Here is a 26,150-nt window from a genome sequence, read left to right on the forward strand (position 1 = left end):
GGGAAGAGCGTCAGGCGATCTTCACCGTCATGGTCAGCGTCGACTGGTCGATGTCACTGGTGCGGACGGTGAACTTGAACGTCCAGTCGCCCGCGGCCGGGAGGGCGATGTCACCCACGGCGTGGAAGTCCGTGATGCGCAGGAGCGGGACCTCGATCGGTTCGATGCCCTTGGCGGGCAGGGCGGCCGTGGCGGTCCACTCGACGACGGGCAGCGGCTTGTTGTCCAGCGTGTACGCGTACAGATGCAGAGAATTGTTGCCGACCGTTGCCGGGAAGACGTCGACCTGGAGCGACACATTGGCGTCCGCGACGGTCTGGGTGACCGTCGTGGTCGTTGTCGCTGTCTCCGCGGCGGCGGCTGTGCGCGGCGGCGGGATCTGGACCAGGGCTGCCGTGACGCCCAGCACGACGGCGGTTACGGCGAGTTCCGCGAGGACAACGCGGCGCAGGGTGCGGGGGCCGGTTTCGGCCGAGCGGTTGCGGACAAGCTTTCGCGAGTACGCCGCCACGCCGATCACCACGGCCGCCAGCGCGATCTTCACGAGGATGAGCCGGCCGTACGTGCTGTCGTAGAGGCCCTTGAACGACGCGACCTCGATGAGCGCCTGCACCGAGCCGGCCACGATCAGCGCGGCGACCGCGGTTGCTGCCCAGCGGGACCAGATCGGGAGGATCGCACCGAGTTCGCGCTCGTTGGCGTTGCGCAGCAGGAAGCCGGCCAGCATCACCAGGCCGCCGAGCCACACCGACATCGAGGCCAGGTGGATCGCGTCGACGACCACGGAGACGCCGGCGACCGGAGACGCCGTCGGGTGGCCGGTCAGGGGCCAGGTGGCCAGGGCTCCCACACCGAGCACGCCGAGCAGGGCCAGGTCGGCCTTGGACTCGCCGCCCGATCCGCGCAGCAGTGGGCGCAGCAGGAACGCCGAGGCGATGACCACGCCGAGGCGGACCAGCATGACCGCGCCGAACGTGCTGCCGAGGACGTCCTGCAGGTCGGTGAGGCTCGCGCCGAACAGGCCGGTGCCGGTTGTGTACGGCGCCTGCAGCCAGATCGCGAGGACGGTGCTGCCCAGGACGAGGCCGAGCCCGGTCCAGACGAGCCGGGCCGGGCCGACTCGGGAGAGGCGGTGCGGCCAGAGCAGCGCCAGGACGAGAACCGGTCCGACGAGCAGGACCAGGCCGGCGTACCCGAGGTATTTGCCGACCGGGATCAGGGCGCGGACGACCGGATCGACCGATTCGGCACCTGCCTGTTCCGACGGAGGCGTCGACGCCGCGCCGACCGAGTAGGTGATGCTGCCCGCGACCGGGTGACTGTCGGCGGAGACGACCCGGTAGCTCACCAGATAGGTGCCGCGGCCACCGCCGGAGCGCAGCGGGATGGTGACAGTGCTGCCGCTGGATTGGGGTTCGCCCTGGTCGGCACGGGTGCTGTCCGGGGCCAGGACCTGGATCTTGCCGGAGATCAGCTGCACCGATTCGCTGAAGGTGAGCGTGATCTTGTTGGGCGCGTCGGGGACGATCGTCCCGTTTCCCGGGTCGCTGGCCACCAGGGCGGCGTGCGCGCTGGCCGGGGCTGCGGGTCCCAGAAGTGCGCAGACGAGCCCGAAGAGCAGCCCGGCGAGGGCTGCGGCTGCCCGGCGTCGATCAACGGTCATGCAGGCAATGCTCCCCGATGCGCTCCATACCGCAAAAAAGTGGTCGCACTCGCGGGTCAAAACGCTGCCCGCGTACCATCTGCCGGTGTGACAGCGAGCGACCCACTCACCGCGCTCGCCCTCCGGGCGCGGGAAGGCGACACCGCCGCGCAGGCTGCCCTCGTCCGGGGGACCCAGGCCGAGGTGTGGCGCTTCACCGCAGCGCTGGTCGACCCCGGCGCCGCCGACGACCTGACCCAGGAGACGTTCCTGCGGGCGTTCCGGTCGCTGCCCGGGTTCGAGGCGCGCGCGGGCATCCGTACCTGGCTGCTCGGCATCGCCCGGCGCACCTGCGCCGACCACCTGCGTGCGGTGGTCCGCCGGCGGCGGCTGGACGCGCGGCTCGCCGCGCAGGTCTGGACCGACAATCCCCACCATCCCGATCCGGCATACCGGCTCGGGGCGGCCGATCTGCTCGGCCGGCTCTCCGACGAGCGGCGGACCGCGTTCGTGCTCACCCAGGTGCTCGGCCTGTCGTATGCCGAGGCTGCCGAGGTCGAGGACGTGCCCGTGGGGACGATCCGCTCGCGGGTGGCGCGGGCCCGGGAAGAGCTGGTCACTGCGGTCGCGCAGGCACAAGCAAGCTGAATACAGGTCCAAAGACCCGTCACACAGCAAACCCCCAGGCGGTATGACGGAACCTTGCGGCGCCCAGCGCCGACTAAGGGGGCGTGAGCATGGAGACCGGGCAACAGGCCCGCAGGACCACGGTGCTGCCGTGGATCTCGACCGTCGCACGCCTCGGCCTCGCGGCCGTGTGGCTGATCGCGGGCGGCCTCAAGATCGGTGACCTGGCGGCTTCCGGGCGTGCGGTGAACGCGTACCAGATCTTCCCGTACGACGTCGCGAAGGTCATCGGGGCCGCCCAGCCGTTCCTGGAGATCGCCCTCGGGTTGCTGCTGCTGGTGGGGCTGGCCGTGCGGCTGAGCGCGGGCATCTCGGCGGCGTTCCTGCTGATCTTCATCGCGGGAATCGTGTCGGCATGGTCGCGCGGGCTGGCGATCGACTGCGGTTGTTTCAGCTCCGGTGGTGAGCTGGGTGCCGGGGCCAGCCCGGTCTACGGCTGGGACATCGCCCGCGACGCCGGTTTCCTCGTGCTCGCCGGGTTCCTGCTGTGGTGGCCGCGGACCCGTTATTCCATGGACGGCGTTCTGATGGGGGACGAGCAGTGAGCAAAGCCACGAAGGACCGGGCCGCACAGGCGAAGCGCATCGTCGCGGAGCAGAAAGCGAAGGAGCGGCGCCGGGTAGTGACGCTCTGGACCTCCGTCGCCGTCGTAGCGGTGCTGGTCATTGCGGGCCTGGTCGGTTGGGGGATCTTCGCCGGCCAGGAAAAGGACAACGCGGGAAGTGTGACGACACCACCGACCGCGGTTGACGGGGGCACCGCCTTCGCCCGCGGCGAGGGACCCGTGACGATCGATATCTACGAGGACTTCATGTGCCCGATCTGTCACGAATTCGAGGATGCGGCGGGCCCGACGATCACGCAGCTCGTCGACGCGAAGAAGGTGACGGTCAACTACCACCCGATCGCGATCCTCGACCGTTACTCGACGACGGAGTATTCGACCCGGTCGGCGGCAGCGGCAGCCGCGGCGGCGCAGGGCGGGAAGTTCTACGAGTACCACGAGACGCTGTTCGCGAATCAGCCCGAGGAAGGCAGCGCCGGGCTCGACAACGCCAAACTGATCGAGCTGGGCAAGGACGTGGGGCTGACCGACCAGGCGTTCGCCGACGCGATCACCAACAAGACGTACACGGGATGGGCGACCAAGGTGACCGACACGGCCTCCGGGAGCGGCGTCACGGGCACCCCGACCGTGCTCGTCGCCGGCAAGAAGCTGGACAACCCGTCGGCGCAGGCATTGACCGCCGCGGTGGAGGCGGCCGCGGCGTGAGGCGTACTGCCCTGTTTCTCGTGGTGCTGGCCGGTGCGCTGCTCGCGCCGGCCGGCCCCGCCTTCGCCCACGGTGGCGACGCGCCCGACGCCACCTCCTATAGAACAGATGTGTCAGGTCTGAGCGAGAGGATTCCGGGCCTGACCGTGCGAGCGGTCGAGGCGGGCGCGCGGCTCGAACTCGTCAACAACACCGGCAAGACCGTCGAGATCCTCGGTTACCAGGACGAGCCCTATCTCGAGGTACGCCCGGACGGCGTCTACCAGAACGTCAACTCCCCGGCGACGTACACCAACGCGACGCTGGACGGCGACTCACCCGTACCGTCGAATGCCGATCCCACCGCGCCCCCGCAGTGGCAGAAAGTCTCCGGCGAACCCACCGTGCGGTGGCACGACCAGCGCACCCACTGGCTCTCCCCCGGTCTGCCGCCGCAGGCGCAGGCCGATCCGTCCCGGGCGCACAACCTGCGGGACTGGGCCGTGCCGCTGCGTCAGGGCGCGCACACGTTCACCGTCAACGGCACGCTCACCTGGGAACCACCGCCCGCTGCCTGGCTCTGGTGGGTCGCTGCGGTCGCCCTCGCCGCCGGGATCACGGCGCTCGCACTGCGGTCGGCACGCTGGGTGGGGCCCGTCGCGCTCCTCACCGGCACAATCGGCTTCGCGTACGCCGTGACGCGCGCAGCTCTCGGCGTCAGCGGACAGGCACCGGCGATCGTGGCGTCGGCGATCGCGATCGTGGCGGGCGTGTTCGCGCTCTCCGGGCGTACCCCCTTCCTGGTATTGCTCGGGGGCGCAGCCGTCGCCATCTTCGGCGGCCTGGGGGACGTCGGGGTTTTCAAGCAGGCAGTGGTCAACTTCCCCGGGCCGGGCTGGCTGTCCCGGGCGGCCGTGCTGATCGCGATAGGCGCCGGAACGGGCCTGGCCGCCGCCGGGGTGCTGCGCCTGCGAGCCGCCCCACCAGCACCGGCACCGGCGGCCCGGATATCTTCGGACGCATGACTGAGCGTCTTACCCCGGGTGATCCGGCCCCCGAATTCACCCTGCCCACCGACAACGGCGACACCCTGACGCTGAAGGACCTGCGCGGCCGCAAGGTCATCCTGTACGTGTACCCGGCCGCGATGACCCCCGGCTGCACCACCCAGGCGTGCGATTTCCGCGACAACCTCGCCTCGCTGCAGTCCGCCGGGTACGAGGTCGTCGGCATCTCCCCCGACAAGCCCGCCAAGCTGGCGAAGTTCCGCGAGAACGACGCGATCACGTTCCCCCTGGTCAGCGACGAGGACAAGAGCGTGCTCACGGCGTACGGCGCGTTCGGGGAGAAGCAGCTCTACGGAAAAACGGTCACCGGCGTCATCCGCTCCACCTTCGTCATCGACGAGAACGGCGCGATCGAGAAGGCGCTCTACAACGTCAAGGCCACCGGGCACGTCGCCAAACTGCGCCGGGATCTCGGTATCGACTGATTTTCCCGTCTGATTTTTCCGGTAGTTCCCGCGGATTCTGGACGCGGGTGCCGATAAGAGCGGTGACCCCCAGCTTCCCGGGAGACCGCCGATGCCGACTGCCGCCAAGCTCCGTATGAGTGGGTTCCGTTTGGGCGGGCTCACCGTTTCACAGAAGCTCTTCGCCAGCTTCGGAATCCTGAGCCTGCTGGTCGTCGGTGTCGGCAGCACCGGCCTGATCGAGCTGCGCAGCGCCAACGCCCAGCTCGACACCATGTACGAACGCAACCTGCAGTCCACGGCCCGCCTCGGCGAGGTCCGCGCCGACGTCCAGCAGGCCACGTCACTCGCCGACAAACTGATCGTGCGCTCGCCGCTGACCGACGTCAGCGACGTGCAGACCGCCATCAAACGGCTCGACGACCAGATCGACAGCACGTGGAAGGCGTACCTGGCGAAACCCGCCGCGGGCACCGACGCGGACCGGGCGGCCTTCGCCGCCGGGCTCGCCAACTATCGCAAGGTGCGCGACGAGCAACTCGTCCCCGCCGCGAAACTGAACAGCCTGAGCACGTTCCTCGGCGTCATGAACAACTTCATCGACCCGCTGACCAGCAAAATCACGGTCGCGCTCAACAACCTCGCCGGCATCGAGGACAAAGCCGCCGCCCGTCAGCAGACCCGCGCCAGCAACAACGCCATGGTCGCCATGCTGATCACCGCGGCCCTGGTCGCCGCCGCGCTGGCCTTCGCCATCGTCATCGCCATCGTGGTCAGCCGCGCCATCTCCCGCCCGCTGCGCCAGACCGTCACCGTGCTCGAAGGCCTCGCCGAAGGCCGCCTCGACCAGCGCCTCACTGTCCGCGGCCGCGACGAGGTGGGCCGCATGGCCGAAGCCCTCAACACCGCCCTCGACCGGCTCACCGCCACCATGCGCAACATCGGCACCAACGTGACCACCCTCGCCACCTCCTCCGAGGAACTCACCGCGGTCGCCGGCCAGATGAACTCCTCTGCGGCCCGCTCCGCCAGCCGCGCCCAGGCCGTCACCAATGCTTCCGAAGAGATCAGCCGCAACATCAGCACGGTCTCCGCCGGCGCCGACGAAATCGGCAGCTCCATCACCGAGATCGCCCGCAGCACCTCCAGCGCCGCCGAAGTCGCCGGCCAGGCCGTCCGCATCTCCGGCGAGGCCGGAGCCATTCTCCGCAAGCTCGGCGAATCCTCCGCCGAAATCGTCTCCGTCATCAAAATCATCACCGGCATCGCCGAACAGACCAACCTCCTCGCCCTCAACGCCACCATCGAAGCCGCCCGCGCCGGCGACGCGGGCAAAGGCTTCGCGGTCGTCGCCGGCGAGGTCAAAGAACTGGCCCAGGAAACAGCAAGAGCCACCGAAGATATCCGTACGCGCGTCAGCGCCATCCAGACCGACTCCTCAGCAGCCGTGTCAGCGATCTCCGAAATCGGCGCGGTCATCGACCAGATCAACGCCACCCAGAGCGCCATCGCCGCCGCCGTCGAAGAACAGACAGCCACCACCAACGAAATGGGCCGAAACGTCGGCGAGGTCGCAGCCGGCTCCACCGACATCACCGCCAACGTCGCCGAGGTCGCCGAAGCCGCCGCGGAAACCACCCAGGCCGCCGCCGGCACCGCCGCGGCCGCCGACGACCTGGCCCGCGTCGCCCACGAACTCCAGCAGAGCCTGGCGGGATTCCGCTACTGAACCACCCTCGGTAAGGGCCACCGACCCACGGCGGCTGTCACGCGGCCTGGATCCGCGAGGCGGCCGCCGTGCCGCTTTTGGCATTGCAGATGCGTCCCCATGTAGGTACGTTGGACTCATGGCGAAAGCCCGCTACACCCTGGAAATCCTCATCGAAGCCGTCACCGCCTCAACCTCCATAGCCGGGGTCATGCGCCACCTCGGCCTCCCGCAGAACGGCGGCTCGCACGCCCACCTGCGCAAGCGAATCGATCAGCTCGGCATCGACACGTCGCACTTCCTTGGCCAGGCACACGCCCGCGGCCAGCAGCCCGGCAACCGCCGTCGCCCCGAGGAGGTAATGGTCATGAGATCCATGACAGCAAAGCGGGAAGTCCCTAGGATCCTCCGGCGAGCGCTAATCGAATCGGGCCGTCTGTACCAGTGCACCGAATGCGGGATCGAGCCCACCTGGAACGGACGTCCACTGACGCTGCAGGTTGATCACATCGATGGTTGCCCCTGGGACTGCCGTCCGGAGAACCTGCGCTTTCTCTGCCCCAACTGCCACAGCCAGACCGACACTTTCGCCGGACGACACCGCCTCAGGGCAACCTCGGCGCGCGACCCGATGGTGGCCGTCGACAGCGCTGGCGACCCTGTTCGGGCAGCGCCTCTCGAGCCCTTGGACGCTGCAGGGCGGCAAGAGGTGGTGGAGCGCGTGATGAACGGAGAGCTACGACCATACGAAGCCGCACACAAACTGGGCTGCAGCAGGCATTTCGTCTACAAGCTGGTTGCGCGCCTACGCGAACGCGGATCGCTCTCCACGGCCGCCAATCGGCGCCTGCCCGTGCCCAAGAAAGGGCGGACTGCCATCGTCGCGTTCGCTCTCGACCACCCTGAGCTTGGAGCCGGACGAATCGCGGCCGAATTCAACCAGCGCACGGCCGACCCCATCGATGTCACGCCCGTGATGGTCGCGCGCATCCTGACCAGCGTCGGTCTCGCCACTCGGATCGACCGGGAAGCGGCGAAGCTTCGAAGCCTTTCGACGCAGCCGACCATCATCCAGAAAATGGCCCGACCAGAGAGCATGGCAATCTCGGACAGGCCTTAGAATGAGCGATGTAGGGGCCGTAGCCCAACGGTAGAGGCCCGCGGTTTAGGTCCGCGCCAGTGCGGGTTCGAATCCCGTCGGCCCTACTTCTGCAACCCAGGTCACCTTCAGCCCCCGTCCTCGGCGGGGGCTGAAGATGGCTCGGGACGATGGGCGGATGGCGCTGTCGTTCGTGGTTGATCCTGTGTTGAGCTCGGCTCTGCGGGATGAGGTTGTTCAGCTGTGGGTTGATGTCACCAATGCCGGCGGGGCTGTGGGGTTTGTGGGTCCGGTCACCGCTGATGAGGTTCGGCCGGTGGCGGAGGCGGCCTTCGCGGGGGTTGAGTCCGGGATTGATCGGCTGGTTGTCGGGATCGACGACGCGCGGGTGGTGGCTCTTCTCTTCGTTGTTGACAACCGGTTCGGGTTGAAGGCGCATTGGCGTGTGGTCAAGCGGGTGATGGTCGTGCCCGGGAGTCAGGGGCTCGGGTATGGGGCCGCGCTGATGCGGCAGGCCGCGGATGTGGGGCGGGCGCTGGGGTTGGACGGGTTGCAGGTGACCGTGCGGGACGGGCACGGGCTGGACGGCTTTTATCGCAAGGTGGGGTATCGCGAGGTGGGGCGCGTGCCGGGGGCTCTGCGGATCGGGCCGGGTGATGATCGGGATGAGTTGTTCATGTGGCTCGACCTGCGTTGACCGCTTTTTCCCCTGTGGATAACCGGCTACGAGGCATCGATCCACTTTGGTAATCTCGCCGCACTCATCGGCCGTCTGTGCCGGTCGGGTTTCGGGGAGTGACGATGAACCATGCCAGAAGGGCCCTTTTCACCGCGGTGGTGACCGCGTTGGGCTCTGCCGTCGTTGTCGCCGGGGTTGCCGATCCAGCCCTGGCGGTGAATTCCACCGGGGCCGCGCTGACCGCGTGGACCTACACCGATTCCGCTCAGCCCGGCGCCACGGCGGTCAACCCGTCCGGTGACGCCCCGATCGGTTCCGTTGATGATGCCGCCGGGGTGCGGCACACGCAGCGGGCGTACTTCACCTATGACCTGCGGCCGTTCCAGGGCACGGTGTTGTCACAGGCGAATTTCTACAGCACCGAGCGGTCGGTGGCGGACTGTTCGCGTACGGCTCCGGTTGAGGTTTGGCGCACTGGGCCGGTCACCGCCGCGACGAGCTGGCAGAATCCGCCGGCCGAGGTGGATCTGGTCAACCAGACCAGTCTGGGCAAGGGTGCGATCGCGTGCCCGGGTGCCTATCTCGGGGTTGACGTGCTCGCGCAGATCGTGGCGGCGGTCGGGCGCCAGGATCCGAGCATCACGTTCGAGGTTCGGGTTGCCGCCGGTTCGGAGGCTGATCCCGGGGTGCGCCGCGCGTTCCGGCAGTTCAGTCTGAGCGTGTGGGCCAATCATCTGCCGACGGTCAGCAATCTGCGGATGGTGGATCCGGATCGGCCCTGCGGGACGCTCGAGGAGCATCCGTCGGCGGGGAAGTCCACGAAGGTCCGTGCCACGCCTTTCGATGCTGACGGCGGTGGGACTCCGCGGGTCATGTTCGCGTTCTGGCCGGTCGACCATCCGGAGCAGCGTTCCGAGACGGCGTCCGAGGTTCTTTATCTGAACGGTTTCGCTGACGGCACGGTTGTCGCCTGGGCCGCGCAGGCCCGGGACGCCGACGACGCGGGGCCGTGGAGCGAGCCTTGTTATCTGACCGTCGACACCACCCCACCGACCGTTCCGGTTGTCTCTTCGAAGAAGTACTCCGTTGCGGAGTATCCGGGTTCCGGTGGGCCGGGCGTGGCGGGCACGTTCGTTGCCGACTCGCTAGGTGATCTGGACGTCGCCGGATTCTCTTACCGCACCAGGGATCAGAACGGTGGGGTGCTGGTGCCGATCGATCATCCCGGTGGTCGTGGGAAGTTCGCCTTCACGCCGGGCACATACGGGCCTCAGGAGCTTTACGTCTCGGCTTACGACGCGGCCGGTAACCGGGGTGCGGAGCAGCTCTACAAATTCTGGGTGCGCAACTCCACGCCGTTCGCGGCGGTGACTGTCGGCGGGGTGGGGCTGCCGAGTCAGATCGTCCTGCGGTCGGGCTCCCCGGACGTGACGTCCTACGACTACGCCGTGGACGGCGGGGCTGTGACGACCCTGCCTGCGACGGCCGGCGTGGCGCGCGGTGAGCTGACCTTCACGACGGTGGGAACGCACACCATCGTGTCGCATTCGTATGTGGGCAAGCGGCCGGCCGGTGCCAACACGGAGTCCATCGCCGTTTCCGACGGGCCGGGCATCGTGTCCGCCGAGTTCGGGTCCGGCACGAGCCCGGTGTCGGGGAATCAGGGCGGCTTTACGTTTTCGCCGCGGTCGGTGGGTGTTGAGGCGTACCACTACGTGATCGAGGACGGCGAGGGTGTGGTTGACGAGGGCCGCATCGGGGCGGGGTCGGGCGGCAGCGTGGCGTTGCCGTGGACGCCGGAGCGGGGCGGGTATTTCACGCTGACGGTGCGGTCGGTTGTTGCGGACGGCTCCGAGTCGCAGGAGTCCGTGTTGTCGTTCCAGGTCATCGATGCTCGCCCCACGGTGATCTCGTGGGCGGACGCGGATTCCGGGGTCGGGGTTCCGGTGGTCGTAGAGATGTGGAGTGACGTGCCGGGGGTTACCGGCTTTGTGTACACCTTCGACGGTGGTGCGGAGCGGAGCCTCGACGAGGGCAGTTACAGCTCTGTGCGGGTGGTTCCGCAGCATGGTGGCGCGAGCAGTCTGACTGTGCGGGCGAAGCGGGCGGACGGCACGTTGTCACCGGCGACCACCATCGAGATCGTGCTGCCGGATTCGCCGGTGGTGACGGTGCGCGGGCCGTACGGTCCGGTTCCGGTTGCCGGGCGTGAGACCACGGCGACGTTCACGCCGGCATCGCCCGGGGTGGCTTCGTACAGGTACTTCTGGGGTGATGACAGCGGCAGCGCGCAGACCGTCGACGCGGCGGCTGACGGTTCGGCGAGCATCACCTGGCAACCCGCCGAGCCGGGAGTGCTGACGCTGAACGTGACCGAGGTCCGCACCGACGGCACCGTGTCGCAGCCGCGCCGGTTGGTCTTCCGGGTGGAGGACCCGAAGGTCGAGGTCTGGGCCACGTGGGACGACTGGTCGCCGAGCGGGGGTTCGGGGCAGTCCGGCTGGTTCTCGTTCTCCGGGAGCACGAGCTGGTTGAACGACGTCACCGCGAACTATCTGTGGCGGGTCGGGGACGGTCCGGTGCAGGAGCTCGCGCAGGCGACGGATACGTACACCACCGATGTGATGTGGGTTCCGGATCGCAGCGGGCCGTTCACGCTTTTCGTGCAGCGGGAGTTCACCGACGGCGCGCTGGGGCCGGTCACCGAGTACCACTTCCTGGTAGGCGAGTGAACTGGTAGGCGAGTGAACCGGCCGGCGAGTGAACTGGCCGGCGAGTGAACTGGCCGGCGAGTGAACTGGCCGGCGAGTAAATGAGTGAGCCCCGGCGCGGAAGGCGCCGGGGCTCATCGGTTCAGTGGCAGGTCAGCAATGATTCGCGGCAGCGAGCGCCAGGTCCTGCTCGACGGCGGCGTCCGTGGTCGGTTCCGCGGCCGGGGAGGTCGGCGAGGCCGGAGCTGCCGATGAAACGCTGGCGGACGGTGAGACCGAGGGCGACGGCGAGGGGGACACCGAGGGGGACGGCGACGCGGACTTCTTGGTCTTCGCGGCGGTCTTTGCGGACCTGGCGACGGTTGTCGAGCCGCCGGCGAAGCGTACGGATGACTCCTGCTTGACGCCTGGCTCGAGTTTGATGCCCGTGGCAGTGGCGGTGTTGCCGTAGATGTCGGTCATCTTGATCTGGAACGGGCCGCTGCCGGCGCCGCTGGCGATCTCCCACGCGTTGTAGTCCTGGTGGTCGGCGCTCGTGAAGCTGCCGCCCGAGCCCTTGACCTGCACCGACTTGATCGGGTTCGCGTGGTTGTCGATGAAGATCGCGAACCAGAACTGCGACGAGCCGTCCTTGAACTCGATGTTCAGCGGGCCGGGTGTGGCGGCGTTCGGGACCGCCTTGTAGGTGATCGGGATGATGCCCTGCACCTCGTCGCCGATCTTCTTGAACGCGGTGCGGCTCAGGTCCAGATGCCCGGGCTCGCACTCGGGGCAGCGGTCGAAGACCTTGACCCGGACCTTGCCCTTGGGGCCGGTGACGTCGAGGTAGCTGCCGCAGGAGGTCGCGCCCGAGTACTCGTCGTTGCCGAGGGCGACGTAAAGGTCGTCGGCCGGCGGGTCGAGCGAGCAGTTTCCCTGCGAGCCCGCGAGGTCGTAGAACGTCGCTTTGCCCGACTGCTTGGCGGTGGTCGGCGGGGCCGCGCACGCGCCGCCGCCGTTCTGCAACAGCAGGGCGACACCGAGCACCCCGGCCAGCAGGACCGCACCACCCGTCGCGAGCCAGCGGGAGCTGGGGAGCCAGCGAGGGCGGGGGTAGCGATGAGCAGAGGTCACGATGAGTCATCCTTCGCGGCCGTTCACCGCCGGGCAACTCCTCTAAGCGGAGCTTAAGACTGCGTCCCCCAGTCGGATGACTTTCGTCTCACCTGGAGTGATGTCGGGGATGAGGTTCAGGCCGAAGAGGAGCCGGCCGTTGACGCGGCGCAGTCGGCCGAGCGTACGCAGAGGCTCGCCGCCTTTCACCCCGGTCTCCTGGTCGATGGTGGTGACCATGCAGCGGCCGGAGGCCTCGGCCGCACGGAACGTGACGTCGCCGATGCGGATCCGGCCGCCGAGCCAGTCGTCCTCGATCCAGGCGGGCGCTCCGGTGAGGACGAGGTTCGCCCGGAACCGGGTCATCGGCACGCCGACGTCCAGGGCCGCGAGGGAGGCGTCGTTGGTGAGCAGCACGGGGAAGCCGTCGGCGAAGTTGACCCGGTCGCTGGGCAGGGCGTTGTTCTGGATCGGCCGGGCGGTGGGGTCGGACAGCCACGCGAGCTGCACGGGGCGGCCGAGGAAGTCGCTCAGGAACGCGGCGGATTCCTCGGAGGCGAGGCGCGCGGTGACCGCGGGCTTGGAGCTGAAGACCCGCAGCGTGATCTTCGGGCCGTCGGCGGGTTCTGCGGCGAGGTGACCGTTGAGCGCCACTCCCCCGGGCCACGGCACGGCATGCAGCTGGGTGAGCAGCGGCGCCTGGCGCTGGGTGACGCCGACACCGTCGGTGTCGATGATCATCCAGCGCCGGTCACCGGCCAGACCCCACGGCTCGATCACGGCCTCGTCGTGGTCGAGGCGGTGACAACCCTTGACGGGGTACGTGTGCAGCGACGCGATCCGCATCCGTTCAGCCTCGCACGCGCGCGCCGTTCCCGGCGCCCGGCCGCTCGACCCTGGCCGGATTGCCCCTGATCAGCTGGTCATGGGTGCCCCGACGGGCAGCGACGGCGGACCGTTCCACCGCCGCGTTGCCATCCTCGATGCGGTCGCGCAGGCGTTGCAGGGCGAGCCGCCGGTTCGCGGTGAAGTAGCGCTCCTCGTCGGCGACCACCACGAACCCGGTCGGGCGGTGGGTGGCCCGGACCGCGGTGCTGGCCTTGTTGCGGTGCTGACCGCCGGGGCCGCCGGTGCGGACGGGCACCACGTCGACGTCACCCTCGTCGAACGTCGCGGCGGGTGCCGTTTCCCCTTGCCGTTCCGCGACGACGTACCAGTTCTTCCGGCCGTGCCCGGGGCGGTAAGGGCTGGCTGCCTGCCAGCACAGCGTCCCGGTCCACGACTCGGTGAAGGCGACAGCCCCGCGGCCCGAGATTTCGAGCAGGGCCGAAAGATGCGTGCCCGGCTTCGGACCGGGCACTGACTCCAGCCTCCGTACGCTCACCGCACATGAAGCCGCCTCGCTCTCGAGCCGCCGGAGCAGCTCGGTCACCGCCCACGCGCACTCCGCAGGGCCGCGCCCCGCTGACAGCAGCAGCACACCGACCTCGGTCATCGCCGTTTCTCCCTGCCGTCGCGGGTGTGCGGCGTCTTGTAGGTGACCAGCGGGACGGTGGTGCAGATCGGCGTCGCGAGGTCGTGGTCGACGAGGTCGCCGATGACCTGTTCGATCCGCTTGTACGCCGTCGGCGCCTCCTCGAACAGCAGCTGCCGGTCGCCGCAGACCACGTGCGATCCCAGCGGCGTACGCCGGAGCTCCTCGACGGTGTGCTTCGCGAGCCCACGCTTGAGCGCGTCGGCGCGGGACATCTTGCGCCCGGCACCGTGGGCGACCGAGTAGTTGGCGTCCGCTCCGGCGTGCCCGGCGACGAGGTAGGAACGGGTGCCGCGCGTCCCGGCGATCAGAACGTCCCGGCCGTCCCCCCGCGCCGCGCCTTTGCGGTGCAGGTATTCGCCGCCGTTCTCAACGACGAGGTTGTGACATTCGTCGACGAGCGCGTCACCGAGCTGGGCGCCGAGCGCGTCGGCCACCCGTTCGGCGATCATCCGCCGGTTGAGCGAGCCCCACCGCACGGCTGCGTCGTGCGCGGCGAGGTAGGCACCCGGGTCAGCGGCGGGTCCGGCGCCGTGCACCTCGGTGTGCGAGCGCAGGATGCGTTCACCGAGCCCTCGGGATCCGCTGTGCACGATGAGGACGAGGTCATCCGCGGCGATCCCGAGCCGTTCGGCGTGCGCGGGCTCGAGCACGTCCCCGATCCTGGCCAGCTCCACGAAGTGGTTGCCGCGGCCGACCGTACCGAAACCATCGGTGTAACCGCCGAGCTCCTCGGCGTTGTACTCGCTGGGATCCGGTTCGGCGTCGAGGTTGGGGAACTTGCGTGCGAGCCGTTCCGGCACCACCTTGCGCAGCCCGAACGGGTAGACGGCGATGCCGCACCCGATGTCGGAGCCGACCAGGTGGGGGTAGAGCACCGTCGACAGCATCGCACCGCCGATGGGTGCGCCTTTACCGGGATGCAGATCGGGCATACCTGCTACATGGAGCATGCCGTCGAGCGCGGCGACCTGCCGGCACTGCTCGAGGGCGGACGATTCGATCCAGCTACCCGGCGACGCGAACACCGTGACAGTGGCGCCACCGGACAAAAGGGATGGCATGGGGTAGGGCATGACGATGACGTTCCTCTGGGGTTCCGGCGCGGCCATCAGGGCACGCGCGGGCACAACACCCTCGAACGGGGTGCGGACACGGAGTGGTTCGTCAGTACGTCATGGCCACGACGATAGAGCAGATGATCGCGGTTGCCATCCGATTTATGCGCGGCCGGCCTCTCGCAGTCACCAAGCGGCCGGCCTTCTCGCGCTCACGAAAAGGCCGGCCGGCTGCGCAGGTCAGTTGGCCGGGACCTGCTTCATCTCGCCGACGAGGGCGCGGGCGAGGATGGCCGACGAGAACGTGACCGTGCCGGCCTTGATGCCGTCCGCGTCGTCCGTCGTGCGGACGGAGCGCTGGCCCAGGAACGTGTAGTCCTTCTTGTCGAAGATCAGCTCCACGCGGTTGCCGATCTCGTCGACACGGGCCAGCGCGATGCCGTGCCGGCCGGACGCGTCGACGGCATCATCGACGACCAGCACGCCCGGGATCTTCGCGGCGGCGCGGTAGAGGGCCGGGTAGAGCGCGGCAGGCGGGTAGCTCTCGCCGAGCAGGTCGCCGATCGTGGTGAAGGCTTCGCTGTCCGGGCCGTTACCCATGCCCTTGGTCTCCGTGTGGATCTGGGCGAGCAACGCGTCCGGGTCGGTGGTGAGTGCGGCGAGGAAGTTGTAGGACGGCCCGTTCAGCGTCCCGCCGCCGGGACCGTCGAGGGTTTCCCCGCCGGCCTTCTGGTCGACGCCGCTCTGGATGAGCCAGCCCCTCGTGCCGTCGAGGGAATTCCACGTCTCCCGGTCCGACACCGTCGAGACCTGCTTCTCCTCACCGTTGTCGGCGTTGCCGCGGATGAAGATGTTGGTGCTCTTGCTGTTGATGTAGACCCAGTCGCCGGTCGGGGCCACGCCTTCCTTACGGGTCGCGGCCACCAGGACCATCCGGTTGACGAGCTGGTTCACGCCGTTCGGGGAGCCCGCGTCCGGGTCGGCGAACTGCGCCGGTTCGGTGATGGCCGCGGGTGCGGAGTCACCGCCGCGCTGGGTCACGACGACGCCGGTGACGCCGGCGGCCAGCAGGGCCAGCGCGGGCAGGGCGAAGGCGGGGCGCAGGAAGAACGACCGCCGCGGCGTACGCGTACGGGTGCTGTCGTCGATCTGGGTCATCAGGCGCTCCTTGTGGAACTCGTGACGGCCGGGCGGCAGATCGAACGAGGGAGGTACGGGGTGCTCGCTCATCGGGTTCCTTCCGCGTGCCGGGCCGTGGTGAGGTGGTCGCCTTTTACCTGTCGATCGGGGCCGGGGAGTTCCCTGCGAATTTTGTCGCGGGCCCGGGAGAGCCGGGAGCGGACGGTCCCGATCGGGATGCCGAGCGCCTCGGCCGCGGACGCGTAGTCGAGTTCCTCCCACACGCAGAGGGTGAAGACCTCGCGGTCGGCCCGGGGCAGGGCGGCGAGGATGGCCATCGCGGCAGCGAGGCGGCGGCCGTCGTCGATCCTGCTGTCGGTCGCGCCCGCGTGATCGGGAACGACCTGCTCGAGGCGCGTGCAGGCGAGTGCCGCGGCCCGGTAGCGACGATCACCGCGGCGCAGGTTGCGGGTGATGTTGGTGGCGATGCCGAGCAGCCAGGGCCGCAGCGAGCCGCCGTCGGGGTCGACCCGCCCGCGCAGGTTCCACGCCTGCAGGAACGTCGCCGAGACCACGTCGTCGGCCAGCGCCCAGTCCGCGGTCAGCCGGAAACCGTGGTTGTAGACCGCCCGGGCGTACCGGTCGAACAGCTGGGCGAACGCGTCACGATCACCGGCCCGGACGAGGGCGCGCAGATCTGTCGTCATGTGATGGTTCTGTCCGGCACGACGTCCCGAGTTCCTATGAGCTGGGTCACGAGCGCCTCCGGTTCACGAGTCAGCGTAGATCGAGTTCACGGGCGTTTCTGTTCGGGTCCCGGTCCGTTTTCCTGGTGGCACCCCTAGCGCGCTGAAAGTTTTTATGCATAGTCTGCTTACGTGAATGACGGTGCGGTCAGGACGGTTGAGCGGGTGCTCGACCTCTTCCAGGGCGCCCGGCTCACGCCGACGCAGCGGCGGATCGCGCACAGCCTGGTGCAGCACGGGCCGTCCGCGGCGTATCTGTCGGCGGCCGAGGTCGCCGAGCTGGCCGGGGTGAGTCAGCCGTCGGTGACCCGCTTCGCGATGGCGCTGGGATATGCGGGTTACCCCGCGCTGCGCCGGGAGCTGCGCGCGCTGGTCGCTGTGCCGGCCGCCCCGCCCGTCACCGGGGAAAATCCGATGCAACGGGCGCTGCGCGCGGAAACCGGACACCTCGATCGGGTCGCCGACGACCTGGGGCAGCTTTCTACCGTACGCAGAGCAGCCGCACTTCTTGCCGCAACGAGGCCGCTGCCGGTGCTGGGCCTGCGCGCCGCCGCACCGCTCGCGGCGTACTTCGGGTATTTCGCTTCGAAGGTCCTTCCCGATGTGCGGGTGCTCGACGACGGCGGGACCGCGTTGCTCGACCGGCTCGATCAGGCATGTGCGGCCGGTGCGAGCGCGATACTGGTGATCGCGCTCCCGCGGTATCCGCGCGAGACCCTCGACGCGCTGCGTGAAGCGAGGACGCTGGGGCTCGGTGTGGTCGCGCTGACCGACTCGGCGGTCAGCCCGGCCGCCGAGCACGCCGACGTGGTGCTGGCCGCGCCGGTCGGCACCCAGCTCGTGTTCGACCTGCACACCGCGCCGATGGCGATGGCCATGGTGCTGCTGCAGGCGGTCTGCGACGCCGCGCCCGAGCAGGCGCAGCGCCGGTTGGAAGAGTTCGAGGCGACGGCCGCTCGCCGTCACATTTTCGAAGCCTGAAGGAGCCGGGATGCCAGGGGTAGTCGCACCGCGCGGCACTGCGTACACCGCCAAGGGGTGGCCGCAAGAGGCCGCCAAGCGGATGCTCATGAACAACCTCGACCCGGCGGTGGCCGAGCGTCCCGAGGATCTCGTGGTCTACGGCGGCACCGGGCGTGCGGCGCGCGACTGGCCGTCGTTCCATGCGATCGTCCGGGAGCTGGACGAGCTGCGCGACGACGAGACGCTGCTCGTGCAGTCGGGCAAGCCGGTCGGCGTCCTGCGTACCCATGAATGGGCTCCCAGGGTTTTGATCGCCAACTCGAACCTCGTGGGTGACTGGGCGACGTGGCCCGAGTTCCGCCGGTTAGAGAAGCTCGGCCTGACGATGTACGGGCAGATGACCGCGGGATCGTGGATCTACATCGGCACCCAGGGCATCCTGCAGGGCACCTACGAGACGTTCGCCGCGATCGCCGCCAAGCGGTACGGCGGTGACCTGGCCGGCACGTTGACGCTGACCGCGGGCTGCGGCGGGATGGGTGGCGCGCAGCCGCTCGCGGTGACGATGAACGGCGGTGTCTGCCTGATCGTCGACATCGACGAGACGCGGCTGCGGCGACGGGTGGAGCAGCGTTACCTCGACGTCGTCGCCGGCAACCTGGACGAGGCCGTGCGGATCGCCGAGACCGCGAAGCGCGAACGCCGCGCAATGTCGGTAGGAGTAGTGGGCAATGCAGCCCTTGTCTTCCCTGAGCTGCTGATCCGTGGCGTCGACATCGACATCGTGACGGATCAGACCAGCGCGCACGACCCGCTCTCCTACGTCCCCGTCGGTGTGGAGCTCGCCGATGCTGCCGAGCTCGCGCGCACCAAGCCGGAGGAGTACACGGACCGGGCGCGCGGGAGCATGGCCAAGCACGTCGCGGCGATGGTCGGCTTCCTGGACGCGGGTGCCGAAGTGTTCGACTACGGCAACTCGATCCGCGGTGAGGCGCAGCTGGCCGGTTACACGCGCGCATTCGACTTTCCCGGCTTCGTGCCTGCGTACATCCGGCCGTTGTTCGCCGAGGGTAAGGGCCCGTTCCGCTGGGCCGCGCTGTCCGGCGACCCTGCCGACATCGCGAAGACCGACCGTGCGGTCCTCGATCTGTTCCCGGAGAACGAGCCGCTCGCCCGCTGGATCAAACTGGCCGGGGAGCGCGTCGCGTTCCAGGGACTGCCCGCGCGCATCTGCTGGCTCGGTTATGGCGAGCGCGACAAGGCCGGCGTCCGCTTCAACGACATGGTGGCGAGCGGCGAGCTGTCCGCGCCGATCGTGATCGGCCGTGACCACCTCGACTCCGGCTCGGTGGCGTCGCCCTACCGGGAGACCGAGGCGATGCTCGACGGTTCCGACGCGATCGCCGACTGGCCGCTGCTCAACGCGATGGTCAACACCGCGAGCGGCGCGAGCTGGGTGTCGATCCACCACGGCGGCGGCGTCGGCATCGGCCGGTCCATCCACGCCGGGCAGGTCTGCGTCGCGGACGGCACCGCGCTGGCCGGCCAGAAGATCGAGCGCGTGCTCACCAACGACCCGGCCACCGGCGTCCTGCGGCACGTCGACGCGGGCTACGAATCCGCCGCCGCGAGCGGCGTCCACATCCCCATGGCGGGCAAATGACCGCGGCCTTCGAACAGCTCTGGCAGGAGATCGCGCCCATCGGCCGCGACCCCAAGGGCGGCTATTTACGGTACGCCCTGAGCACGCCGGAACTGGTGTTGCGTGACTGGTTCCGTAACCAGGCGGCACGCCGCGACATGGACGTCTCCGAGGACGGCAACGGCAACCTGTTCGCCTGGTGGGGGCAGTCATGGGGACACGACGCGGTCATCACCGGATCGCACTTCGACTCGGTGCCGCACGGCGGGGGCTACGACGGGCCCCTCGGTATCGTCAGCGCGTTCCTCGCCGTCGACGCCCTGCGCGAACGCGGTGTCACGCCGGACAAGCCGATCGGGATCGCGGCGTTCGTCGAGGAGGAGGGCGGCCGGTTCGGCGTGCCGTGCCTCGGTTCGCGGCTCATCACCGGCGCGATCACACCCAAGAAGGCCGCGAAGCTGCGCGATGCCGACGGGGTGACGTTCGGGGAGGCGCTCGGCGTACGCCCCGCCGGTGCACTGCCGGACCTGATGGGCCGGATGTCAGCGGTTGTCGAGCTGCACATCGAGCAGGGCCGGGCACTGGCCGACCTCGACGCACCCGTCGGAGTCGCGAGCGCGATCTGGCCGCACGGACGGTGGCGGATGGACTTCACCGGCTCGGGTGACCACGCGGGCACCACCCGGATGGCCGACCGCCACGACCCGATGCTCACCTTCGCCTACACGGTGCTGGCGGCGAACAAGGAGGCACGGCTCTCCGGCGCCCACGCCACCATCGCCCGGGTGCTCGTGGAACCCAACGCCACCAACGCGATCCCGTCCCTGGTCCGGGGCTGGCTCGACGCGCGCGCCGAGGACACCGCGACGCTGGACCGGCTGGTCGAGGCGGTCCTCAAACGCGCCCACGACCGCGCGGAACGCGACGGCACGACGGTTGTCGTCGAACCCGAGTCGAACTCCCCGCAGGTCACCTTTGACACGACGCTCGCCTCGCGACTGTCCGGCATCCTCGGCGATGCCCCGATCCTGCCGACGGGCGCGGGTCACGACGCGGGTGTGCTGTCGGCACACGTACCGACCGCGATGCTCTTCGTCCGCAACCCGACCGGGGTCTCCCACTCCCCCGCCGAACACGCGCCGGACAAGGACTGCGCGGCCGGCGTCAAGGCCCTGGCCACCGTGCTCGATCACCTCTCCCGCAAGGATTCGCGGTGAGCTATTTCGCCGACTTCGCATGGGTCGGCGGCCGGGTGGAACGCAATGTCGCCATCGAGGTCGGCGAAGGGCGCTTCACCTCCGTGACAGCCGGGGCCGCGCCGGCCGGGACCCGGCTGCGCGGCCTCGTCCTTCCGGGATTCGCGAACGCGCACTCGCACGCTTTTCACCGGGCGCTACGCGGCCGGACGCACGACGATCGCGGCAGTTTCTGGACGTGGCGCGAGCGGATGTACGCGGTCGCCGCGCGGCTCGACCCCGACAGTTACTACGCGCTGGCGCGGGCCGTCTACGGCGAGATGGCGCTGGCCGGGATCACCTCCGTGGGCGAATTCCACTACCTGCACCACGGGCCGGACGGCACGCCCTACGCCGATCCCAACGCCATGGGAAACGCGCTGATCGCGGCCGCCGAGGACGCCGGCATCCGGATCACACTGCTGGACACGCTCTACCTGACGTCCAGTGTGGACGGCAGGCCGTTGGAAGGAGTGCAGCGGCGTTTCGGCGACGGCGATGTCGACCGGTGGCATTCCCGGAGATCGGCGTTGGCTTCCCAGTCTCCGCACGCGATCGTCGGCGCTGCCCTGCATTCCGTACGGGCCGTTCCCGCAACCGCGCTCGCCTCGTGCACGGGGATCGCACCACTGCACATTCACCTCTCCGAGCAACGCGCGGAGAACGAACAGTGCCGCGCGGTTCACGGCTGCACCCCGGCCGAACTGCTGGACCGGCACGGCCTGCTCGGGCCGGGCACCACCGCGGTGCACGCCACTCATCTCACCGGCGGCGACATCAAGCTGCTCGGCAACTCGGGCACCGGCGTCTGCGTCTGCCCCACGACCGAACGTGACCTGGCGGACGGCATCGGCCCGGCCCGCGCCCTGGCCGACGCGGGTTCTCCGCTCAGCCTCGGCAGCGACAGCCACGCGGTCATCGACCCGTTCGAGGAGGCCCGCGGACTCGAACTCGACGAACGCCTCGCCACCGAACGCCGCGGACATTTCACTCCCGCCGAGCTGATCCGCGCCGCGACAGCGCATGCGGTGCTGGGCTGGCAGGACGCCGGCGAGATCGCGGTGGGCAAGCGAGCGGATCTGGTCGCGGTCTCCCTCAACTCCGTACGCACAGCGGGCAGCGACCCCACTGGTCTCGTCTATGCCGCCACCAACGCCGACGTCACCGACGTGATCGTCGACGGACGCGCAGTTGTCACCGACCGGCACCACACGAACTTCGACGTTGCCCCCGCGCTCCGGGCGGTCCTCCTATGAGCTTGCTTCTCACGAACATCGGTGAACTCGTTACGCAGGATGATGCGGTCGGAATCGTGCACGATGCGGCCGTTGTTGTCGACGGCGAGCGGATCGTCTGGGTCGGGCCGGCGGCAGCGGCACCGGCGGCTGACGAGCGGATCGACGCCGCCGGGCGCGCGGTGATTCCCGGGTTCGTCGACAGCCACGCCCATCTCGTCTTCGCCGGGGACCGGGCGGCGGAGTTCGCCGCGCGCATGGCCGGCGAGTCCTACACCGGCGGCGGCATCCGGACGACGGTCGCCGCGACCCGGTCCGCCGGCGACGACGTCCTGCACGCCGGGGCCGAACGGCTCGTGCACGAGATGCGGCGGCAGGGCACCACCACTGTCGAGATCAAGAGTGGGTACGGGCTCAGCGTCGCCGAGGAAGCCCGCAGCCTGCGGATCGCCGGGCGGCTGACCGCCGAGACGACGTTCCTGGGCGCCCACGTCGTACCCGTCGAATATCAGGACCGGCCCGACGACTACGTGGCGCTGGTGGCCGGGCCGATGCTCGAGGCCGCCGCGCCCCACGCCCGCTGGATCGACGTCTTCTGCGAACGCGGCGCCTTCGACGGCGACCAGGCTCGCGAAATTCTCCAGGCCGGCGCGCGGGCCGGGCTCGGGTTGCGGATCCACGCCAACCAGCTGACCGCCGGGCCGGGTGTGCGGATCGCGGTCGAACTGGGTGCCGCGAGCGCCGACCACTGCACGCATCTCAGTGACGCCGACGTGGACGCGCTCGCCGGTTCGGACACCGTCGCCACGTTGCTTCCCGGTGCCGAGTTCTCGACGCGGTCGCCGTACCCGGATGCGCGGCGGTTGCTCGACGCCGGCGTAGTTGTCGCGCTCGCCACCGACTGCAATCCCGGGTCGTCGTACACGTCGTCGATGCCGTTCTGCTTGGCTCTCGGCGTACGCGAGATGGGTCTGTCTCCCGCTGAGGCGTTGTGGGCAGCGACCGCAGGTGGTGCCCGGGCCCTGCGCCGCGACGACCTCGGGGTGATCCGGCCCGGAGCGCGGGCCGACCTGGTCCTGCTCGACGCCCCCTCCTACCTGCACCTGGCCTACCGGCCCGGAGTTCCCCTGATCAGCACAGTTCTGCACGACGGAGTGCCGTTATGAAGGTCATAGTCCAGTCCACCGGAGTCACCCCCGCCGACGTCGTCGCGGTCGCACGCCACGACGCGCGGGTCGAGATCGCCGAGGCAGCCGTCGCCGCCATGGCACGCAGCCGCGACATCGTCGACGGGATCGAGGCGTCCGGGCGCCCGGTCTACGGCGTGTCCACCGGTTTCGGCGCCCTCGCGAACACGTCCATCGCCCCCGAGCGCCGCGCCGAGTTGCAGCACGCGCTGATCCGCTCACACGCTGCGGGAGTGGGTGCGCCCATGCCGCGCGAGGTGGTGCGGGCGATGATGCTGCTGCGCGTACGGTCGCTGGCATTAGGTCTTTCCGGGGTACGCCCGAAGCTCGCGCAGGGCCTCGTCGACCTGCTCAACCACGACATAACGCCGTGGGTGCCGGAACACGGCTCGCTGGGCGCCTCCGGCGACCTCGCCCCGTTGGCACACTGCGCGCTGGTGCTGCTCGGCGAGGGCTGGGTGCTCGGCAAGGATGGCTCGCGCGCTGACGCCGCGCAGGCCCTGCACACCGCCGGTCTCACCCCGCTCGAGCTCGCCTCCAAGGAGGGGCTCGCGCTCATCAACGGCACCGACGGCATGCTCGGCATGCTGCTGCTCGCGATCGCGGACGCGGAACACCTCTTCGCGATGGCCGACGTGACCGCGGCGCTCGCCATCGAGGCGATGCTCGGCTCCGAACGGCCGTTCCTCCCCGAGCTGCACGAGATCCGCCCCCACCCCGGACAGGCCGCGTCGGCGGCGAACATCCACCGGCTGCTGCAGAACTCGTCCATCATGGACTCCCACCGCGACGACCTCGCCCACGCCGTGCAGGACGCCTACTCGATGCGGTGCGCGCCGCAGGTCGCCGGTGCAGCCCGCGACACCCTCGAGTTCGTACGCGTGACGGCCGCGCGGGAACTCGTCTCGGTGGTCGACAACCCGGTGGTGCTCCGCGACGGACGGGTCGAATCGACGGGCAACTTCCACGGGGCACCGCTCGGCTTCGCCGCCGACTTCCTCGCCATCGCCGCGGCCGAGGTCGGTGCGATCTCGGAACGCCGCGTCGACCGCCTCCTCGACGTGACCCGCTCCCGCTCCCTGCCGCCGTTCCTCTCCCCCGACGCCGGCGTCAACTCGGGACTGATGATCGCGCAGTACACCGCCGCGGGCATCGTCGCGGAGAACCGGCGGCTCGCCTCACCCGCGTCGGTGGACTCGTTGCCGACCAGTGGCATGCAGGAGGACCACGTGTCCATGGGCTGGGCCGCGACGAAGAAGCTGCGGACCGTGCTCGACAACCTGACCAGCCTGCTTGCGGTTGAGCTGCTGTCGGGCGTACGCGGAATCCAGCTGCGCGCCCCCCTTTCACCCTCACCCGCAGGCCTCGCGGCAGTCTCGCTTGTGGAGGTTTTCGCGGGCGCCCCGGGACCGGACGTCTTCCTCGCCCCGGTAATGGAACAGGCCCGGACAGTGGTGAGCGGACCCGAGTTGCGCGCCCGGATCGAGTCCTCAATCGGGCCACTGAGCTGACGGGCCGCTGAGCTGACCGGGCCATCGAGTTTGATCGGGCCGCTGGGCTGATCGGGCCGCTGGGTTGATCGGGCCGCTGGGCTGATCGGGCCGCTGGGTCAGAAGTCCTCGGCGGTCCGCACCACGATGACGCGGTCGGCGAGTTCCTTGTCCTTGAACGAGCGCGCCAGATAGATCCAGCCCTGGTCGACGGCGACCGCGTCTGCGTGCCCGGCAACTGTCGCCAGTTCGCCATCGGGGCGGACCCGCAGCACCTCGGTCTCCCGTTCGCGCTGCTCCTTCGAACGGATCAGCAGTTCGCGCTGCTTGTCCGTCACGTCCCCGGTCCAGTCGAACGACTCGGGCAGGGAACTGTACCGATCGCTTATACCGACCAGATAGACATTGTTGGCGTTGTCGGTGACCATGCCGGCACCGACCACGTCGACGCTCGCCTCCGTGGCGGCCCCGCGATCCTGGAACGGCCACTCGGGCGGCGACGACCGGTCCACGTCCGCACCGAGAACCTTGTGCGCGGTGCCGTCGCGGCGAACGACGACAACACTGCGCCTGGTGGCCGCGACGTAGACATTTCCGTCCGGCGCGACTGCCAAAGGCATGGTCAGGACATTGTCGGCGGCGGCAACCTTCGTCCCCGGCGTACCGTCTGGGAAGCCCGTCAGAGTGCGGGCCTGCGCCCATTCAGCTTCCTTGAGACCCGCCAGGTCCCGGCCGAAAACGGTCTTGAGCTTGCCGGTGCCGAAGGTGCGGACGAGGTCGTGCGTCACCGGCTCGGAGCGCTGCTCGGCGAAGTAGACGTCCCCGCCCGGATCGACCGCGACACCGCGGACAGCGCGAATCTCCGCCTTTTCCCGCGTCACCCCATCGGCGGCGAGCTTCGCCCTGGCAGTGCCCGCACCCAGCGTGCGCCCGGCCGACCCGTCGGACCGGATCTCCCAGACACCGCCGGCGCCGTCCCACAGCCCGACCAGCACCTCGCCGTCCGGCCCGGTCGTGACCTGGCTGATCTGCTCGGGCTTGAGACCGGCCACCGGAACATGGCTGAGCCGGCCGTCCGCCACCGTCCACATCGTCAGCTTGAGATCCTCCGCGGTGAGAACGTGCAGAACGCCACCGCTACCCATGACCATGTCAACGAGCCGGCCATCGATCGCAGCATCCGCGGCGACCCCGCCGTCCGACTCTCCGCCACCGGCAACAACTTCGACGAACTGCGCATCATCCGGAAAATCACACCCGCCCACGGCCAGCAGCAAAGTCGCCACCGCCCCGATCCCCCGTAGCCTCACGCGCAGGATCGTAGGCTGCCCGCGCATCCCGGCCACAGCCCCGAACAGCCGCTCATTCCCAGCCCTCGGGCCCTTCTTCCCGCCCGGCATCGCATGCGTCATCCCCGACCAGGCACCACTTCGGCCCGGATTTCAACCATCCGTCCGCTTTCACAGCCAGACTTCCCATCGCCCATCGCCCATCGGCCATCGCCCATCGGCCATCGGTCCGTGCCGGGCCATCGGTCCGTGCCGGGCCATCGGTCCGTGCCGGGCCACCGGTCCGTGCCGGGCCACCGGTCCGTGCCGGG

The 26,150-nt window shown here is 69.4% G+C and carries 23 protein-coding genes and 1 tRNA gene; 16 read left to right on the top strand and 8 right to left on the bottom strand.

All coding sequences use genetic code 11. The annotated features are described in order from the left end of the window. Window positions 1–10: 10 nt before the first annotated feature. A complete protein-coding gene (locus Ahu01nite_RS40850; RefSeq protein ID WP_203842131.1) occupies window positions 11–1,663 on the bottom strand; it encodes a copper resistance CopC/CopD family protein in 1,653 nt (550 codons plus the stop codon). 87 nt (window positions 1,664–1,750) lie between these two features. On the opposite strand from Ahu01nite_RS40850, the gene Ahu01nite_RS40855 reads away from it, so the two are divergent. The 10 genes from Ahu01nite_RS40855 to Ahu01nite_RS40900 all read left to right on the top strand — a co-directional run bounded on the left by Ahu01nite_RS40855 (window position 1,751) and on the right by Ahu01nite_RS40900 (window position 11,270). Continuing rightward, window positions 1,751–2,290: a sigma-70 family RNA polymerase sigma factor gene (locus tag Ahu01nite_RS40855; protein ID WP_203842132.1), complete on the top strand. Its 540-nt coding sequence runs from the start codon at window positions 1,751–1,753 to the stop codon at window positions 2,288–2,290. An 89-nt stretch (window positions 2,291–2,379) separates the two neighbouring features. Next, on the top strand, window positions 2,380–2,874 hold the full coding sequence (locus tag Ahu01nite_RS40860; protein ID WP_203842133.1) for a MauE/DoxX family redox-associated membrane protein: 495 nt from the start codon (window positions 2,380–2,382) through the stop codon (window positions 2,872–2,874). Then, the gene (locus Ahu01nite_RS40865; protein WP_203842134.1) at window positions 2,871–3,602 is read left to right on the top strand and encodes a DsbA family protein; all 732 of its coding nucleotides are present in this window, start codon (window positions 2,871–2,873) and stop codon (window positions 3,600–3,602) included. The genes Ahu01nite_RS40860 and Ahu01nite_RS40865 overlap by 4 nt, the downstream gene beginning before the upstream one ends. Continuing rightward, complete coding sequence (locus Ahu01nite_RS40870) at window positions 3,599–4,606, top strand: hypothetical protein (RefSeq protein ID WP_239159535.1); 1,008 nt, start codon at window positions 3,599–3,601, stop codon at window positions 4,604–4,606. Before Ahu01nite_RS40865 ends, Ahu01nite_RS40870 begins: the two co-directional genes overlap by 4 nt. Further along, on the top strand, window positions 4,603–5,073 hold the full coding sequence (bcp, locus tag Ahu01nite_RS40875; protein WP_203842135.1) for a thioredoxin-dependent thiol peroxidase: 471 nt from the start codon (window positions 4,603–4,605) through the stop codon (window positions 5,071–5,073). Before Ahu01nite_RS40870 ends, bcp begins: the two co-directional genes overlap by 4 nt. Window positions 5,074–5,164: 91 nt before the next feature. Then, window positions 5,165–6,781: a methyl-accepting chemotaxis protein gene (locus Ahu01nite_RS40880; protein ID WP_203842136.1), complete on the top strand. Its 1,617-nt coding sequence runs from the start codon at window positions 5,165–5,167 to the stop codon at window positions 6,779–6,781. A gap of 118 nt (window positions 6,782–6,899) precedes the next feature. Continuing rightward, complete coding sequence (locus Ahu01nite_RS40885; RefSeq protein WP_203842137.1) at window positions 6,900–7,880, top strand: HNH endonuclease signature motif containing protein; 981 nt, start codon at window positions 6,900–6,902, stop codon at window positions 7,878–7,880. 13 nt (window positions 7,881–7,893) lie between these two features. Next, a tRNA-Leu gene (locus Ahu01nite_RS40890) sits at window positions 7,894–7,966 on the top strand. Between the two features lie 71 nt (window positions 7,967–8,037). Beyond that, on the top strand, window positions 8,038–8,556 hold the full coding sequence (locus tag Ahu01nite_RS40895; RefSeq protein ID WP_203842138.1) for a GNAT family N-acetyltransferase: 519 nt from the start codon (window positions 8,038–8,040) through the stop codon (window positions 8,554–8,556). 104 nt (window positions 8,557–8,660) lie between these two features. After that, the gene (locus Ahu01nite_RS40900) at window positions 8,661–11,270 is read left to right on the top strand and encodes a hypothetical protein (protein ID WP_203842139.1); all 2,610 of its coding nucleotides are present in this window, start codon (window positions 8,661–8,663) and stop codon (window positions 11,268–11,270) included. Window positions 11,271–11,402: 132 nt separating this feature from the next. On the opposite strand, the gene Ahu01nite_RS40905 is transcribed toward Ahu01nite_RS40900, so the two are convergent. From Ahu01nite_RS40905 to Ahu01nite_RS40930, 6 genes are all read right to left on the bottom strand, one after another. Beyond that, window positions 11,403–12,362 carry an expansin EXLX1 family cellulose-binding protein gene (locus Ahu01nite_RS40905; protein ID WP_239159536.1) on the bottom strand — a complete coding sequence of 320 codons (960 nt, stop codon included), beginning with the start codon at window positions 12,360–12,362 and terminating at the stop codon, window positions 11,403–11,405. 42 nt (window positions 12,363–12,404) lie between these two features. Then, a complete protein-coding gene (locus Ahu01nite_RS40910; RefSeq protein ID WP_203842140.1) occupies window positions 12,405–13,187 on the bottom strand; it encodes an MOSC domain-containing protein in 783 nt (260 codons plus the stop codon). A 4-nt stretch (window positions 13,188–13,191) separates the two neighbouring features. Further along, on the bottom strand, window positions 13,192–13,836 hold the full coding sequence (prfH, locus tag Ahu01nite_RS40915; protein WP_203842141.1) for a peptide chain release factor H: 645 nt from the start codon (window positions 13,834–13,836) through the stop codon (window positions 13,192–13,194). Beyond that, entirely contained in the window at window positions 13,833–14,951 is a 1,119-nt protein-coding gene (locus Ahu01nite_RS40920) for an RNA ligase RtcB family protein (protein WP_344572533.1), read from the bottom strand. The genes prfH and Ahu01nite_RS40920 overlap by 4 nt, the downstream gene beginning before the upstream one ends. A 222-nt stretch (window positions 14,952–15,173) precedes the next feature. Further along, window positions 15,174–16,163 carry a CU044_5270 family protein gene (locus Ahu01nite_RS40925; protein WP_275411819.1) on the bottom strand — a complete coding sequence of 330 codons (990 nt, stop codon included), beginning with the start codon at window positions 16,161–16,163 and terminating at the stop codon, window positions 15,174–15,176. Beyond that, window positions 16,160–16,759: an RNA polymerase sigma factor gene (locus Ahu01nite_RS40930; RefSeq protein WP_203842144.1), complete on the bottom strand. Its 600-nt coding sequence runs from the start codon at window positions 16,757–16,759 to the stop codon at window positions 16,160–16,162. Before Ahu01nite_RS40930 ends, Ahu01nite_RS40925 begins: the two co-directional genes overlap by 4 nt. A gap of 171 nt (window positions 16,760–16,930) precedes the next feature. Between Ahu01nite_RS40930 and Ahu01nite_RS40935 the strand changes: the two genes are divergently transcribed. The 6 genes from Ahu01nite_RS40935 to hutH are packed head-to-tail and all read left to right on the top strand — an operon-like array spanning window position 16,931 to window position 24,571. Then, the gene (locus Ahu01nite_RS40935; RefSeq protein ID WP_203842145.1) at window positions 16,931–17,779 is read left to right on the top strand and encodes a MurR/RpiR family transcriptional regulator; all 849 of its coding nucleotides are present in this window, start codon (window positions 16,931–16,933) and stop codon (window positions 17,777–17,779) included. A 10-nt stretch (window positions 17,780–17,789) separates the two neighbouring features. Beyond that, the gene (hutU, locus tag Ahu01nite_RS40940; RefSeq protein ID WP_203842146.1) at window positions 17,790–19,424 is read left to right on the top strand and encodes a urocanate hydratase; all 1,635 of its coding nucleotides are present in this window, start codon (window positions 17,790–17,792) and stop codon (window positions 19,422–19,424) included. Next, entirely contained in the window at window positions 19,421–20,620 is a 1,200-nt protein-coding gene (locus Ahu01nite_RS40945) for an allantoate amidohydrolase (RefSeq protein WP_203842147.1), read from the top strand. Before hutU ends, Ahu01nite_RS40945 begins: the two co-directional genes overlap by 4 nt. Next, a complete protein-coding gene (locus Ahu01nite_RS40950) occupies window positions 20,617–21,894 on the top strand; it encodes a formimidoylglutamate deiminase (RefSeq protein WP_203842148.1) in 1,278 nt (425 codons plus the stop codon). The genes Ahu01nite_RS40945 and Ahu01nite_RS40950 overlap by 4 nt, the downstream gene beginning before the upstream one ends. Continuing rightward, complete coding sequence (hutI, locus tag Ahu01nite_RS40955) at window positions 21,891–23,039, top strand: imidazolonepropionase (protein WP_203842149.1); 1,149 nt, start codon at window positions 21,891–21,893, stop codon at window positions 23,037–23,039. The genes Ahu01nite_RS40950 and hutI overlap by 4 nt, the downstream gene beginning before the upstream one ends. Then, complete coding sequence (gene hutH, locus Ahu01nite_RS40960; RefSeq protein ID WP_203842150.1) at window positions 23,036–24,571, top strand: histidine ammonia-lyase; 1,536 nt, start codon at window positions 23,036–23,038, stop codon at window positions 24,569–24,571. The genes hutI and hutH overlap by 4 nt, the downstream gene beginning before the upstream one ends. Window positions 24,572–24,669: 98 nt before the next feature. Here hutH and Ahu01nite_RS40965 read toward each other — a convergent pair whose 3' ends face one another. Further along, window positions 24,670–25,860 carry an NHL repeat-containing protein gene (locus tag Ahu01nite_RS40965; RefSeq protein ID WP_203842151.1) on the bottom strand — a complete coding sequence of 397 codons (1,191 nt, stop codon included), beginning with the start codon at window positions 25,858–25,860 and terminating at the stop codon, window positions 24,670–24,672. Window positions 25,861–26,150 lie beyond the last annotated feature (290 nt).

This window comes from Winogradskya humida, assembly GCF_016862215.1.
Lineage (GTDB): Bacteria > Actinomycetota > Actinomycetes > Mycobacteriales > Micromonosporaceae > Actinoplanes > Actinoplanes humidus.